The sequence below is a fragment of the Ruegeria sp. AF7 genome, from assembly GCF_056541885.1.
The window spans coordinates 1-14,123 of record NZ_JBQFYX010000009.1 but is presented as its reverse complement, the minus strand read 5'-3'; the positions used below and the strand labels follow the sequence as shown (position 1 = coordinate 14,123).

The following is a 14,123-nucleotide window of genomic DNA, read 5'->3' as shown; positions in this document are numbered from 1 at the left end:
GCCCGAGTGTCAGGGTGCGGTTATTCCGGATCCGTGCTGTAGATCAGCCGTTCATCACAAGGGGCCACCCGCAGAATGTTGGTGGTGCCGGGAACGTTGAAAGGGACACCGGCCGTAACCACGATCTGATCGGTTTCGGTTGCGAACCCCCCTGCCCGCGCCGCGCGGGCCGCGTTGACAACGGCGCTTTTGAACCGCTGAAGTTCGGGCGTCATGACGCAATTGCATCCCCAGCTCAGGCAAAGCCTGCGCGCGGTCCCCATCAACGATGTCATCGCGATGATCGGAACACCGGGACGTTCGCGGGCCGTCAATGACGCGGTCGTTCCGCTTTGCGTAAAGCAACAGATGGCTTTGATATCGGTCTTTTCCGCAATCTCTCGGGCGGCCGCGACGATGGCATCGGCCACAGTGCTTCCTTTTGCCGTCCGGGACGCGGCGATGATCTGGGAATAGGTCGGGTCGGCCTCGACCTCGATGGCTACCTTATTCATGGTCTGCACGGCCTCAACCGGATAAGCACCTGCCGCCGATTCCGCGCTGAGCATAATGGCGTCAGTGCCCTCATAGATCGCGGTGGCCACATCCGACACCTCGGCGCGGGTGGGCATCGGGCTTTCGATCATGCTTTCCAGCATCTGGGTGGCGACAATGACCGGCTTGGCGGCACTACGGCACTTGCGGACCAGCCTCTTCTGAATGGGCGGCACCGCTGATACCGGCAGCTCCACTCCCAGATCGCCCCGCGCCACCATGATACCGTCCGAGGCATCGAGGATGTCGTCGAACGCCTCGACCGCCGCCGGCTTTTCGATCTTCGACAGAATCGCGGCGCGTCCATCAGCCAGCGCGCGGGCCTCGAACACATCCTTGGCGCGTTGCACGAAACTCAGCGCCAGCCAGTCAACGCCCAACTGGCAGACAAACTCCAGATCACCACGGTCCTTTTCCGACAAGGCCGCCAGCGGCAGCACCACATCCGGGACGTTCACACCCTTGCGGTTCGAGATCGTACCGCCGACCTCAACTGAGCAATTGGCAAAGTCCTGACCACAATCCTCAACGATCAGACGGATCTTGCCGTCATTGACCAGAAGGCGCGCGCCCGGTTCAAGGGCCGCGAAAATCTCGGGGTGCGGCAGGCACACGCGGGTGGTGTCGCCTGGGGTTGGATCAAGGTCCAGACGGAACGCCGCGCCCTCTTCCAGTTCCTCAGCATCATTTGCAAAAACACCAACCCGCAGCTTGGGGCCCTGAAGATCAGCCAGAATGGCAATCGGGCTGTCCAGATCCTTTTCAACCTGCCGAATGATCCTGTGGCGTTCGCGAATCTCATCATGGCTGCCGTGGCTCATGTTCAGACGGAACACATCCGCCCCGGCTTCGTGCAGGGCGCGAATGGTGTCATAGTCACTGGACGCCGGTCCCAGCGTCGCCACGATTTTTACATTTCTCAGGCGTCGCATTGGTCTTGACCTCCTCATGCCGGCTCAGATTGCACAGATCAGCTTTTGCAAAATGTTACCGCAAACACTGCTATGGCGCTTATTGCGCAATTCCCTTTTTAAAGCAACTGCCCTACACCTGCGACAAACTAGATGACAGGCTTATGACTTACACCCCGTTTTTCGTTCACGGCGCGGATCGCCCGTCCCGATGGCTGATCACATGCGACCACGCAACCAACACTGTCCCCCCCGAGGTCAATGACGGCGACCTTGGCCTGCCGCGCGAGGACATGGAGCGCCATATCGCCTATGATGTCGGCGCGTATGAGGTATCAAAACATCTGGGCGAGATTCTGAACGCGCCGGTGATTGCCGCCAATTTCTCGCGCCTCGTAATCGACCCGAACCGAGGGGAAGATGACCCCACGCTGTTGATGAAACTGTATGACGGGTCGATCATTCCCGGCAACCGCAATGCCGATGCCGCCGAACGCGAACGCCGCCTGAACATGTGCTATCGCCCCTACCACACAGCGTTGGCCGAGTTGGCGGCACTGCCACATGCGGTAATTGTGTCGATGCATTCCTTCACGCGCCAGTTGCGTGGACGTGACCCCCGACCATGGCACATTGGTGTACTGCACACACCGGACGAGCGGTTTTCGCGCCCTTTGATCGACCGGCTGCAACAGGAAGATGACCTGTGCGTTGGTGTCAATGAACCCTATACCGGTGTTTTGCCTGGTGATGCGATTGACAAGCACTGCACCGCTTTTGGCCGTCCCAATGCATTGATCGAGCTGCGCAACGACCTGATCGCCGACCATGCCGGGCAACGTCATTGGGCCGAGCGGCTGGCGATAATCCTGCAAGAAGCGTTGGACACTAGCGACCTTTGACTTTGATGAACGGTCGAGATCTCAGAGAGGTCTGGGCCGCAAGGCCGCTTTGCAATTCTGGGGTTTCTTTTTGGTTCCTGAGAAAGCAATAGAATGGCACGCTTGGCATTCCCAAGCACGCAGCTGACCGCGATCAAGATTGGCTTCTGGCCCATTTGCAATTTATTGATTTGCGGTGCAGCATAGCACGATAGATCAAAATGGCGATCACTAGAAAAACCACAACACTCGCAGCGACCAAAACTAGATCCAGTGTTTCAAATCCAGATTTCGGCGCAGAAATGACTTTCACAGTAGCTCTCAAAAAAGGTCCATCGCGTATCTGATCATCATTTGATTCATCACACTTTTCAAGGTCATGGTGGCGTCTTATGTTCCATATAACTCACAAGAGAGAAGTCACACTATGGACAAGCAAACCGAAATCGAACTTCAGGCTGCGGCCTTCCGCCGGCTGCAAAAGCACCTGATGGAAGACCGTACCGATGTGCAGAATATCGACATGATGCACCTTGCTGGATTCTGCCGAAACTGCCTGTCGCGCTGGTATCAGGAAGCGGCCAATGAAAAAGGCATCGAGATGGGCAAGGAAGAAGCCCGCGAAGTTTTTTACGGCATGACCATGGATGAGTGGAAGACCAACTACCAGACCGAAGCCAGCCCCGAGAAACAAGCCGCCTTCAAGGTTGCCTTCGAAGAAAATGTCACCAAAAAAGGCTGACGCCTGAGAAAAGGCCCGCCGCTGCAGCGGGCCTTTTTCTTCAGATCGCCGCCTTGCGGCTTTCGTCCAGATAAATCTCGCGCAAACGCTTGGCAATCGGACCCGGTGTTCCGTCGCCCAGCGCCACACCGTCGATCTCGACCACCGGCATCACAAAAGCACTGGCCGAAGTTGTGAATGCCTCGTCCGCCTCTTTGGCCTCGTCGATGGTGAACAGACGCTCTTCCACCACCATCTGCGCCTCAGCCGCCATCCGCAGCACGGCCTTTCGGGTAATACCGTGCAGGATATCGTTGGACAGAGGGCGGGTAACAATCTTGCCGTTCTTGACGAAATAGGCGTTGTTACTGGTGCCCTCGGTCACAAAGCCATCCTCGACCAGCCATGCGTCGTCGCAACCTGCCTTCTTGGCCATCATCTTACCCATAGACGGGTAGAGCAATTGCACCGTTTTGATGTCGCGGCGGCCCCAGCGGATGTCTTCGATCGAGATGATCTTGGCACCTTTCCTTGCCGCCGGGCTGTCAGCCAGCCCGGGCTTGTTCTGCGTGAACAGAACGAGGCTGGGCTTGGTATCTGCCGGCGGAAACACGAAATCCCGGTCGCCATCGCTGCCGCGCGAGACCTGCAAATAGACCAGACCTTCCTCGATGCCGTTCAGCTCGATCAGCTTGCGGTGGATCTCCAGCAGTTCATCCTTGGTGCAGGGCTCGGCCATCTCAAGCTCGTCCAGCGAACGCTTCAGACGGACTGAGTGACCTTCGAATTCGATCAGCTTGCCGTCCAGCACACTGGTGACTTCGTAAACCGCGTCCGCAAACAGGAAACCACGGTCAAAAATGGAAACCTTGGCCTCAGTCTCGGGCAGGTATTCGCCATTTACGTAAACGGTACGTGTCATGTTCGTCTCCTCAGCCCCAAAGTGCGGCCGCAGGCGGGTGCACTCCGGCGTCGTCAAAATTCAGCGGGGTGTCGCGGTCTTCGGCCAATAGAAGCGGGCCGTCAAGGTCCGTTACCATCGCACCCTGTGCCAGCAATGTCGCAGGCGCCATGGCAAGCGAGCTGCCAACCATGCATCCCACCATTATGTCATAGCCTTCGGCAACTGCCGCCGTGCGCAACTCCAGCGCCTCGGTCAAGCCCCCGGTCTTGTCGAGCTTGATGTTGATGACATCATATTTACCCCTCAGTTTGGGCAGGCTGGCGCGGTCATGGCAGGATTCGTCAGCGCAGACTGGCACCGGGCGCTTCATTCCGATCAATGCGTCGTCATCTCCCGCGGGCAAGGGCTGTTCCACCAACGCCACGCCCAGCCGCACCAGATGCGGGGCGAGGTCGGCGTAAACCTCGGCCGACCAGCCTTCGTTCGCATCCACAATGATCTTGGAGACCGGAGCACCGGCGCGCACAGCTTCAAGCCGGGGCATGTCATCGGGCGTGCCCAGTTTGATCTTCAGAAGTGGGCGATGCGCGTTCGCGGCCGCCTGCGCCTGCATTGCCTCGGGTGTGTCCAGCGACAATGTATAGGCGGTGATCTCGGGGCCGGGCTTGGGCAGACCTGCCAGGTCCCAGGCGCGCTTGCCAACACGTTTGCACTCCAGATCCCACAAGGCGCAATCCACGGCGTTTCGCGCGGCACCTGCTGGCAGCAGACCCATCAGCGACCGGCGGTTGACATCCGCGGGCAGACCGGCAATCTCGGCCTCTACGGACTCCAGCGTTTCGTCATAACGCGCATAAGGAACGCATTCGCCCCAGCCCTGATGAGTTCCGTCCGACACCCGAACCGTCAGCACCTTTGCTTCGGTCCGCGACCCGCGCGAGATGGTGAAGACCTGCGCCAGCCGGAACACATCGCGAGAAACCTCAATCTGCACGCACCCGTTCCTTCATCTTTTCCCAAATACTCACGCCGGAGGCGAAACAGCCCCGCCTCCGGCGCATTGTTCAGATCACATTGCGGCCAGCGCGTCCACCAGCTTGCCCGAACCAAAGCGGAACGGGTCGGTCGCAGGCAGGCCCATATCCGCTTCGATCTTGGCCAGGTAGGCGGTCGCGTCAGCCTCGGACATGTGCTGCGTGTTGACCGAAACGCCAACAACCTGACAATCCGGGTTTGCCACTTTGGCCAGTGCCAGCGCGGTGTCGCGCAGGGCCTCCAATGTCGGCAGTTGATAGGTTGGCAAGCCGCGCATATGCGCACGGGTCGGTTCATGGCTCAGGATCAGGGCGTCCGGCTGGCCGCCATGGATCAGTGCCATGGTCACGCCGGAATAGGATACGTGGAACAATGATCCCTGCCCTTCGATCAGATCCCAGTGATCCACGTCATTGTCCGGTGTCAGCCATTCGACCGAACCAGCCATGAAATCGGCAATGACTGCGTCCAGCGGCACACCGTCACCGGTGATCAGGATGCCGGTCTGGCCGGTCGCGCGGAAGGTCGATTTCATCCCGCGCTCACGCATCTCGGCGTCCATCGCCAGCGCGGTGTACATCTTGCCAACCGAACAGTCTGTTCCGACGGCCAGACACCGCTTGCCCTTGCGCTTGATCCCGTTTGCGATCGGATAATCGATCTCGGGCACCCGTACATCATGCAGTTTTCGCCCGGTTGCTTCGGCAACCGCTACCAGGTCGGGCTCATCCCGCAGCAGGTTATGCAACCCCGAGGCTAGGTCGAACCCTTCCTCAAGCGCCATAACCAGAACCTTTTTCCAGTCCTGGCTGATCACACCGCCGCGGTTTGCCACGCCGATCACCAGCGTCTTGGCTCCGGCTTCTTTCGCTTCGGTCAGGGTCATGTCAGTCAGGCCCAGATCGGCCTTGCAGCCATCCATTCGATACTGGCCCACGGCGTTTTCCGGACGCCAGTCCTTGATCCCAACAGCCACTTTGGCCGCCAATTGGTCGGGCGCATCGCCCAGGAACAGCAGGTACGGTGTCTCGATCATTGCGGTCACTCCTTTGATTCCGGGGCAGGCTAGAGAAGCGGCAAAACGAGCGCTTCGCGTTTTGGCCCGTCAACCACGACCTATGCGCGAGTTTCTTGTGCAATATTCGCAATGTGTGCAAAAATCTTCGAAGTTTTCAAAATGATTAAACTTTAATCGCCCCAGCCGGGCAGTTTTGAAGCCGCTTTCTGCAACCGCATTGCCGCAGATGCACAATCGCTCTTGCGCCGTACCACGCAATTTAATACCTCATTGAGCAGAAAAATCGTAATTTCATTACTCAGACGAGGTCCAGATGAGCTTTCGCATCCAACCTGCCGCACCGGCGCGCCCCAATCGCTGTCAGCTGTTTGGCCCGGGATCGAACACCAAACTGTTCCCGAAGATGGCAGCATCCGCCGCAGATGTGATCAACCTCGATCTTGAAGACTCGGTTGCACCTTCGGACAAGGATGCGGCCCGCGCCAATGTCATCGAAGCACTGAACACCGTGGATTGGGGCAACAAATACATGTCCGTTCGCATCAACGGATTGGACACCCCGTACTGGTATCGCGACGTTGTCGATGTACTGGAACAGGCGGGCGACCGTCTGGATCAGATCATGATCCCCAAAGTCGGCTGCGCGGCGGATGTCTATGCGGTGGACGCACTGGTCACTGCCATTGAACGCGCCAAAGGTCGTGCCAAACCGATCAGCTTCGAGGTTATCATCGAATCCGCAGCTGGCATCGCCCATGCCGAAGAAATCGCGGCCTCCTCGCCCCGTTTGCAGGCTATGAGCCTGGGAGCTGCGGATTTTGCTGCCTCGATGGGGATGCAAACAACCGGCATCGGTGGCACGCAGGAAAATTATTACATGCTGCACGAGGGTGCGAAACACTGGTCCGATCCATGGCATTGGGCACAGGCCGCCATCGTTGCCGCGTGCCGCACCCATGGCGTGCTGCCAGTCGACGGGCCCTTCGGTGATTTCAGCGATGACGGGGGGTACATTGCGCAGGCCAAACGCTCGGCCACGCTGGGCATGGTCGGTAAATGGGCGATCCACCCCAAGCAGATCGCGCTGGCCAATCAGGTGTTCACCCCATCAGAAGAAGCCGTGTCAGAGGCCCGAGAAATTCTCGCCGCGATGGAACAGGCCAAAGCCAATGGCGAAGGTGCGACAGTTTACAAAGGACGTCTGGTCGACATCGCATCGATCAAGCAGGCCGAGGTAATCGTGGCACAGGCCGAACTGATCGCGGCCAACGGCTGAGAAACAAATAAAGGCGCCTGACCCGGCGCCTTTTTCATGTGTTTTCTGGCGTCACCGCCCAAAGACTGCATTCGGCGTCCAGGTGAACCTTTCGCCCTTTTTTCCCGACTTCATCATCAGGCAGGATGTTCCAAGCTTCTGGAAATAGATAATCTTGAGCGGGTACCACCCGGCCTTGGGCACTTCGACTTCGGTCCGCTGGTTGGCCTCGCAGCCCTGAATACCCGTGACATAGCCGATATTCTGGCCTCCGACGAATGCTTCTATCCCGTCATTCGACCAGGTTTCCAACTCGTAAATCCCCGGCGAATCGAACCGCATGTACCCCGTAATTTCGGCAGCAACATTATAAGCGCTGTCGAATGTCATAACATCGTCACCCTGACTGGTGTCCCTGTAATCCAAACCTCGCAGCGGTTGCCCAGGCTGTGCTTTGGACAACATGCTTTTTGCCTGACTCAGATCGCGGATCTTCTTGTGTTGATTACCTGTACCAACATATTTCACATTCAGCCCCGCCTTCGGAGAAGGCTGCGGGTTGGCAGGTTGCAGTTTCAGCGGGGCAGACAAGGCGGCCCCGGCAACCACTGACAAGGCAACTGCGGCCGCCACTGTTCGAACGCGTTTCATCGTAATCTCCCTGTTTGCGTGCCGTTATGGCTGTGCATATCCCCTGGCAACGTCATTTCCACGACATTAGGCCGTGAGTTTTCGCCCTGCAAGTGAGTGTGCCTTCACAATTCAAGACGTCACGCCCGTAAATTCTTGGGCGAACCCATAACCACATAGGATGTGATCGAGGTGACATGCGGCAGCGTTCCCAACACCTCGGTATGGAAGGTCTTGTAAGACGGCAGGTCTGCACATTCGACCCGCAGCAAGTATTCGATTGTTCCCGTGATGTTGTGGCACTCAACAACTTCCGGCGCTTGTTGGAGCGCGCGTTCAAACCCCTCCTGCGCGGCCTTCGTATGCTCGCCCAGCCCTACACCGATGTAGGCGACAAAGCCGATACCCATCGCCGCCGGGTCCAGCACCGCGCGATACCCCGTGATCACCCCGGCCCGCTCAAGTTCTTGCACGCGGCGCAGGCAGGCCGAAGGGGAAAGGCCCACACGCTCGGCCAGGTCGAGATTGCTGATCCGTCCGTCACGGGTCAGTTCCTGCAATATATGGCGGTTTATTCTGTCATTTTTCATCATTGATTGCACAGCTACAGGAAACACGCACAAAAAAGCAATTTCATTTGCCGCAGAGCGGACAATACTTCGCTCCATGACTTATGACATCCTGATGGCCCTGATCGCCTTTGCCTTCGTAACCTCGATCACACCGGGGCCGAACAACCTGATGCTGATGGCTTCGGGGGCGAATTTCGGCTTCCGACGCTCGATCCCGCATATGTTGGGCATTGGGCTTGGCTTTACCTTCATGGTGCTGCTTGTCGGGGCCGGTCTGGTGCAGGTCTTTGACCGGTATCCCGTCAGCTATACGGTGTTGAAAGTCCTGTCGGTGATCTATCTGCTCTATCTGGCCTGGAAGATCGCGCATGCCGCGCCGGCAAACAGCGCCGAAGCCACCGGCGTGCCCATGACATTTCTGCAAGCCGCAGCGTTTCAATGGGTAAACCCAAAAGCCTGGGCCATGGCCCTGACCGCCACCACGGCCTATACGCCAGATCGGACGATGTATGCGATTGCCATCGTTGCGTTTGTCTTCGGAGCCGTCAACTTACCGTCCGTCAGCACATGGACCGTTCTGGGACAGCAGATGGCCCGGATGCTGACGAACCCGCGCCGATTGGTCGTATTCAACTGGACAATGGCTGTGCTGCTTGTGGTTTCGCTCTATCCCGTGCTTTGGCCGGGGTGAGTTTCCTCAAAGGTCGATTTCAGCGATTGTTTTGCTGGGCATGTCGGGAATGTGCTGACAAGCAAGCGAATCTCTTAATCTGATCAACGGCTTTTGACATGAAAGATGCCGCTTCCGTGTCATCTAGTTGCATCTGAGGCCAGCCAGCGGCATATAGCTAGGAAATTTCACGCAGATGAGGCGTCATGACCCAGTATCTGGATTTCGAAAAACCGCTGGCCGAGATCGAAGGCAAAGCTGAAGAGCTGCGCGCGCTGGCCCGTGCCAACGAAGAAATGGATGTGGCCGAAGAAGCCGCCGCGTTGGATGCCAAAGCCTCCAAGCTGCTGGATGAACTCTATCGCGACCTGACACCCTGGCGGAAGTGCCAGGTGGCGCGTCACCCGGAACGCCCGCATTGCAAGGATTACGTGGACGCATTGTTCACCGAGTTCACACCGCTGGCTGGTGACCGGAACTTTGCCGACGATCTGGCCGTTATCGGTGGTCTTGCGCGCTTTAACGATCAGCCGGTGATGGTGATCGGCCACGAAAAGGGCAGCGATACCAAGTCGCGGATCGAACGCAATTTCGGGATGGCCCGCCCCGAGGGCTATCGCAAGGCCGTGCGTCTGATGGAGATGGCGGGGCGTTTTGGACTGCCTGTCATTACCCTGATCGACACCGCTGGCGCCTATCCCGGCAAAGGGGCCGAGGAACGCGGACAATCCGAGGCGATTGCCCGATCGACTGAGATGTGCCTAAAAATCGGCGTGCCGCTGGTTTCGGTCATCATCGGTGAAGGCGGCTCGGGCGGCGCTGTGGCGTTTGCGACCGCCAACCGCGTGGCGATGCTGGAGCATTCGGTCTATTCGGTGATCTCGCCGGAAGGCTGCGCATCGATCCTGTGGAAAGATGCCGAAAAAATGCGTGAAGCGGCCGAGGCACTGCGTTTGACGGCACAGGATTTGCACAAGCTGGGCGTATGTGATCGGATCATCCCGGAACCCAAGGGTGGTGCACATCGCGATCGTCCGGCAACGGTTGAGGCGGTGCGCAAGGCCATCACCGCCATGTTGACTGAACTGGACGGCAAGGATGGGGCGGCCCTGATAAAGGACCGCCGTCAGAAATTCCTTGATATCGGATCTAAAGGGCTGGCGGCGTAACCGTCAGCCACCCAACCTGCGCAACAACGCAACCGAAGGCTCACCTGTCACGGGCAGACCATTGGCGCTTTGATACGCGCTGATGGCTGTGGTGGTGTTGTTTCCGATCACGCCGTCTGCACCTTGCGTGTCATACCCCACAGATGTCAGGCGGCGCTGCAATTCCTTGCGGTCGTCCAGTGTCAGCCCGTTTGCATCCGGCCCGAACGAGGCCTGAAACGGCGCGCCGCCCGCGATCCTGTCCGCCAGATGACCGACACCAATCGCGTAGCTGTCCGAGTTGTTGTAGCGTTTGATCACCTGGAAATTGCGGAACACGGCGATGCGGGGGCCAGGTTTTTGCGGCTGCAATACGGCCACCGGAGTACCGGAAACGGTTCCGGCCTCTCCGCCCCAGGGTTGACCACGCACCCAACCTGCACGCGAAAGATAAGCAGCGGTCGAAGCCAGCGAATCTGTCGGGTCGTCTGACCAGATGTCGCGCCGCCCGTCGCCGGTGAAATCCACGGCATAGGCAAGATACGAGGTCGGAATGAACTGCGTGTGCCCCATCGCCCCGGCCCAACTGCCGGTCATGTTGGCAGGCGTGGTATCGCCGTTCTGGAGGATCTTCATCGCCGCGATCAGCTGGCTTTCAAAGAACTGCCCGCGCCGGCCATCATAAGCCAGCGTAGACAGCGCCGATACAACGGGCACATCACCGCGGCGCGCGCCATAGCGGCTTTCCAGCCCCCAGACGGCCACGACGATTTCCTTATCAACGCCATATTGCGCCTCGATCCGCGACAGAGTGCCGTTATGTTGCCGCAGCATCTGCTGGCCGGTGCTGATCCGCTCGTCCGACGCCGCGATGGCTAGGTAATCTTCGAGGCTGCGCTTGAATTCGACCTGATTTCGATCGCGTTCGATTACGTCGGGCAAATACCCGGCCCCCTGAAAGGCGCGGTCAACGGTTGTCCGGGAAATCCCCTGCGACACTGCCCTGCCCTTGAAACCGGCAACCCAGGCATCCCACCCGGCATTGGGAACAGCCCGCATCCGGGTTGCAGGCGTGCCGGACGGAGCGGCACCGCCCGTGCAGGCGGCCAAAAGCGTTGATCCGAGGCAAATGGAAAAGGTCCGGCGAGTGATCATGGTTTGGGTCTGCTCTTGTTTGTGATTTGCCGCAAGAGTAACCCAGCCGGGTTGCACAGGCCAGAACAGTGACACCTTGGAAGGGCGCTTTGACGATGTCGGCAGGAAGCCGCTCAGCTGACCAGCAAACGCAGCCCTTGTGTCACATCCGAGCGCACTGCCAGCCGCAATCCCGGCTCGTCCCCGGCCTTAAGCGCGGCGATGATCAGCTTGTGGTAATGTGGCGGCTCTGCGCGTCTGAGGCGTCCGTAAAGAGCCCGCATCGTCGGCCCAAGCTGCAGCCAGACAGTTTCGGCAATGGCCAGCATCGCAGGAGCCTGAGCGCGCAGATACAGGGTTCTGTGAAATTCCAGGTTCGAACGGATATAGCCAACCGCATCCCGTTTGGTCACCATCTCGGCAACTGTCATGTTGATGCTCTGCAACCTATCGATCAGGGCCATGTGTGCCCTGGGCAAGGCCCGGCTTGCCAGTTCGACCTCAAGCAAGGCGCGCAAGGCAGCCAGTTCCTCAATCCGGTCATTCGTCAGCTCCGGGGTCGATACCCGGCCCGATGTAGACAGGAACAATGCCCCTTCTGCGGCCAGGCGGCGCACCGCCTCTCTCGCCGGGGTCATTGAAACACCGAATTCCTTGCCGATGCCCCGAAGGGTCAGGGCCTGCCCCGGTGCCATCTCACCATGCATGATCCGGGATCGCAGCGCCCGGTACACCCGGTCATGTGTTGCGGTCTGGGTTTCGGAAGGGCGCGCGTTCAACATTTGCTCATGTGATCACAAAAAAACGCCACGTCAACTCGGCTCTGTGTCAAATCTGTAGCGATGCAACTCGGCCCCGTTGTCACGCAACCAGCGGCGGGGCGACTGATACGGGCCAAAGATCTTTTCAACCTGCGCCCAGAAGGCGGGCGAGTGGTTCATCTCGGCAAGATGTGCCACCTCATGCGCAGCGACATAGTGCAACACGTCAGGAGGCGCCAGAATAAGGCGCCACGAAAACATCAAACCGCCATGCGAACTGCATGATCCCCATCGCGACCGCGTGTCACGCAGGCTGAGTGTCGTATACGAACGCCCTAAGATAGCTGCATAATCATCGCAGGCTCCGGTCAACCGGTCCCGCGCCAATTCCTTGAGATAACGGGCCAGCCTGCGGGCCTCGGCCCCTTTGGGCACGGCAACCTCATCTGCATCCAGCAAAACCCGCCGCCCGGTTGCAGGGACGATTCGGCGCGTTTTACCCTCGATCGGGATCACCTGCCCAAACTGCACGGTGGCCATATCCGGCCGACCCTGCAGATGCTGCCGGATCCACCCTTCCTTGGTCCGGGCGAAGCTCAATGCCTCGGATTCCGGCACACCGGTCGGGTAAGTCAGCGTGACGCGCCCATCCAGCTGGGAGATTCGTAGACTGATGCGCCGTGCCCGGGCCGATTTGCGCAATCTCAGCGGCACTGGCGGTGTCCCTGGCAATGCGTGCTCTCCCATATCGTGACCTCTCTTGCGCAAAGACTTTGACAGTGCCCTCTGCCTGTGGCAGGTGAGCTGAATCATTTAGACGACTCACCTGATATCAAGGGGATTTGACATGCCCAAGGAAGAATGGGGCGTAAAGCGTGTTTGCCCGACAACCGGTAAGCGGTTTTACGACCTGAACAAGGACCCGATCATCAGCCCCTACACTGGCGAGATCGTGGAGCTTGAAACATCCAAAAGCCGTATGATCTCGGCGGATGCAGAAGACGCAGCTTCGGTCAAAGCACGTGAAAACACGGCGGATGACGATCTGGTTCTGGACGATGATGACAACGTCGACGTGGATTTGGATGACGATCTGCTGGACGATGATGATGACGACAATGATGATGTTTCTCTGGACGACATCACCGACATGTCATCAGACGACGACAACTGACCAAGTAAAAGGCGATCCCCAGGGTCGCCTTTTTCACCTGAGGGGCAGCTCGGGTGAAAATTCGCGCCCGATTCAAACTTTGGACTTGCACTCGCTGCCGCTGTCTCCTAAACGTCCGTCCACCGTACCGATGGTACAATGATGGGGCCTTAGCTCAGTTGGGAGAGCGCTTGCATGGCATGCAAGAGGTCAGGGGTTCGACTCCCCTAGGCTCCACCAAAACCTAACAATACAACTAGATAGCAAGCATTAGAGCGGTGTGACACACAGGTGTGACACAAAATGAAGCTGTATGCGTATCTCTCTCTGTCCCGACATGGCGTTTATTACTTCCGTTGGCCACTGCCCGGCACAAGCCCAAAGTCCCACACCAAACGCGGGACCCTTCGGGTAAAGGACAGACTGACGGCATTGGCCTGGCGACTAATGAACATCATCTAGTCAGACCGGTTGCCTGCGGGTGCCTACGTGCAGAATAACTTACTCAGATGTCCCACAATGAGCCTCATGAACGACGTCATTGTGTGGTCCATAACACTCTTCTGCCACGTGGCCATGCCAGTCACCATGGTGATGCCTGCCTGTACATCCGGCAATAGCTACTAGTACGGCCAAAAGCGTAACCGCTATCCGGGATGTATTTATGCTATGGCTCTCATCCATAGTGACCCAACCCCCTGAAATCAGGCCATCGAGGTGTTAGTAATCCGTCCAAGAAAAGGATGGACCATGAAACGCAGATTTTCAGACGAACAGATTATTGGAATGATCAAGG

At 58.3% G+C, this 14,123-nt stretch carries 15 protein-coding genes and 1 tRNA gene; 7 read left to right on the top strand and 9 right to left on the bottom strand.

Going from position 1 to position 14,123, the window contains the following annotated elements; all coding sequences use genetic code 11:
• Positions 1-20 precede the first annotated feature (20 nt).
• Positions 21-1,466, bottom strand: coding sequence for a pyruvate kinase (gene pyk, locus ACR0AP_RS14250; protein WP_480507298.1), 1,446 nt, complete (start codon positions 1,464-1,466; stop codon positions 21-23).
• Between the two features lie 143 nt (positions 1,467-1,609).
• Between pyk and ACR0AP_RS14245 the strand changes: the two genes are divergently transcribed.
• A complete protein-coding gene (locus tag ACR0AP_RS14245; protein WP_480507296.1) occupies positions 1,610-2,347 on the top strand; it encodes an N-formylglutamate amidohydrolase in 738 nt (245 codons plus the stop codon).
• Positions 2,348-2,753: 406 nt separating this feature from the next.
• Positions 2,754-3,068: a DUF1244 domain-containing protein gene (locus ACR0AP_RS14240; RefSeq protein WP_480507294.1), complete on the top strand. Its 315-nt coding sequence runs from the start codon at positions 2,754-2,756 to the stop codon at positions 3,066-3,068.
• Between the two features lie 40 nt (positions 3,069-3,108).
• Here the strand turns inward: ACR0AP_RS14240 and ACR0AP_RS14235 are convergent, their stop codons facing one another.
• From ACR0AP_RS14235 to dgcN, 3 genes are all read right to left on the bottom strand, one after another.
• Entirely contained in the window at positions 3,109-3,969 is an 861-nt protein-coding gene (locus ACR0AP_RS14235; protein ID WP_480507292.1) for a D-amino-acid transaminase, read from the bottom strand.
• A 10-nt stretch (positions 3,970-3,979) separates the two neighbouring features.
• The gene (dgcA, locus tag ACR0AP_RS14230) at positions 3,980-4,945 is read right to left on the bottom strand and encodes an N-acetyl-D-Glu racemase DgcA (protein WP_480507290.1); all 966 of its coding nucleotides are present in this window, start codon (positions 4,943-4,945) and stop codon (positions 3,980-3,982) included.
• Positions 4,946-5,020: 75 nt separating this feature from the next.
• Positions 5,021-6,022 (bottom strand): N-acetyltransferase DgcN, encoded by a 1,002-nt coding sequence (gene dgcN / locus ACR0AP_RS14225; RefSeq protein ID WP_480507288.1) that lies wholly within the window; start codon positions 6,020-6,022, stop codon positions 5,021-5,023.
• 295 nt (positions 6,023-6,317) lie between these two features.
• Between dgcN and ACR0AP_RS14220 the strand changes: the two genes are divergently transcribed.
• Positions 6,318-7,280, top strand: coding sequence for an L-malyl-CoA/beta-methylmalyl-CoA lyase (locus ACR0AP_RS14220; protein ID WP_480487228.1), 963 nt, complete (start codon positions 6,318-6,320; stop codon positions 7,278-7,280).
• 51 nt (positions 7,281-7,331) lie between these two features.
• Here the strand turns inward: ACR0AP_RS14220 and ACR0AP_RS14215 are convergent, their stop codons facing one another.
• Positions 7,332-7,910: a PA14 domain-containing protein gene (locus ACR0AP_RS14215; protein WP_480507286.1), complete on the bottom strand. Its 579-nt coding sequence runs from the start codon at positions 7,908-7,910 to the stop codon at positions 7,332-7,334.
• A gap of 119 nt (positions 7,911-8,029) precedes the next feature.
• A complete protein-coding gene (locus ACR0AP_RS14210; RefSeq protein ID WP_480507284.1) occupies positions 8,030-8,482 on the bottom strand; it encodes an Lrp/AsnC family transcriptional regulator in 453 nt (150 codons plus the stop codon).
• A 73-nt stretch (positions 8,483-8,555) separates the two neighbouring features.
• On the opposite strand from ACR0AP_RS14210, the gene ACR0AP_RS14205 reads away from it, so the two are divergent.
• Entirely contained in the window at positions 8,556-9,152 is a 597-nt protein-coding gene (locus ACR0AP_RS14205) for a LysE family translocator (RefSeq protein ID WP_267366163.1), read from the top strand.
• Positions 9,153-9,337: 185 nt separating this feature from the next.
• Positions 9,338-10,300 (top strand): acetyl-CoA carboxylase carboxyltransferase subunit alpha, encoded by a 963-nt coding sequence (locus ACR0AP_RS14200; RefSeq protein WP_480483817.1) that lies wholly within the window; start codon positions 9,338-9,340, stop codon positions 10,298-10,300.
• A 3-nt stretch (positions 10,301-10,303) separates the two neighbouring features.
• Here the strand turns inward: ACR0AP_RS14200 and ACR0AP_RS14195 are convergent, their stop codons facing one another.
• From ACR0AP_RS14195 to ACR0AP_RS14185, 3 genes are all read right to left on the bottom strand, one after another.
• A complete protein-coding gene (locus ACR0AP_RS14195; RefSeq protein ID WP_480507282.1) occupies positions 10,304-11,434 on the bottom strand; it encodes a lytic murein transglycosylase in 1,131 nt (376 codons plus the stop codon).
• A 113-nt stretch (positions 11,435-11,547) separates the two neighbouring features.
• Entirely contained in the window at positions 11,548-12,195 is a 648-nt protein-coding gene (locus ACR0AP_RS14190) for a GntR family transcriptional regulator (RefSeq protein WP_480507280.1), read from the bottom strand.
• A 30-nt stretch (positions 12,196-12,225) separates the two neighbouring features.
• A complete protein-coding gene (locus ACR0AP_RS14185) occupies positions 12,226-12,921 on the bottom strand; it encodes a M48 family metallopeptidase (RefSeq protein ID WP_245220556.1) in 696 nt (231 codons plus the stop codon).
• Between the two features lie 100 nt (positions 12,922-13,021).
• On the opposite strand from ACR0AP_RS14185, the gene ACR0AP_RS14180 reads away from it, so the two are divergent.
• Both ACR0AP_RS14180 and ACR0AP_RS14175 read left to right on the top strand, forming a co-directional pair.
• On the top strand, positions 13,022-13,348 hold the full coding sequence (locus ACR0AP_RS14180; RefSeq protein ID WP_267366159.1) for a TIGR02300 family protein: 327 nt from the start codon (positions 13,022-13,024) through the stop codon (positions 13,346-13,348).
• Positions 13,349-13,491: 143 nt separating this feature from the next.
• Positions 13,492-13,567, top strand: a tRNA-Ala gene (locus tag ACR0AP_RS14175).
• Positions 13,568-14,123 lie beyond the last annotated feature (556 nt).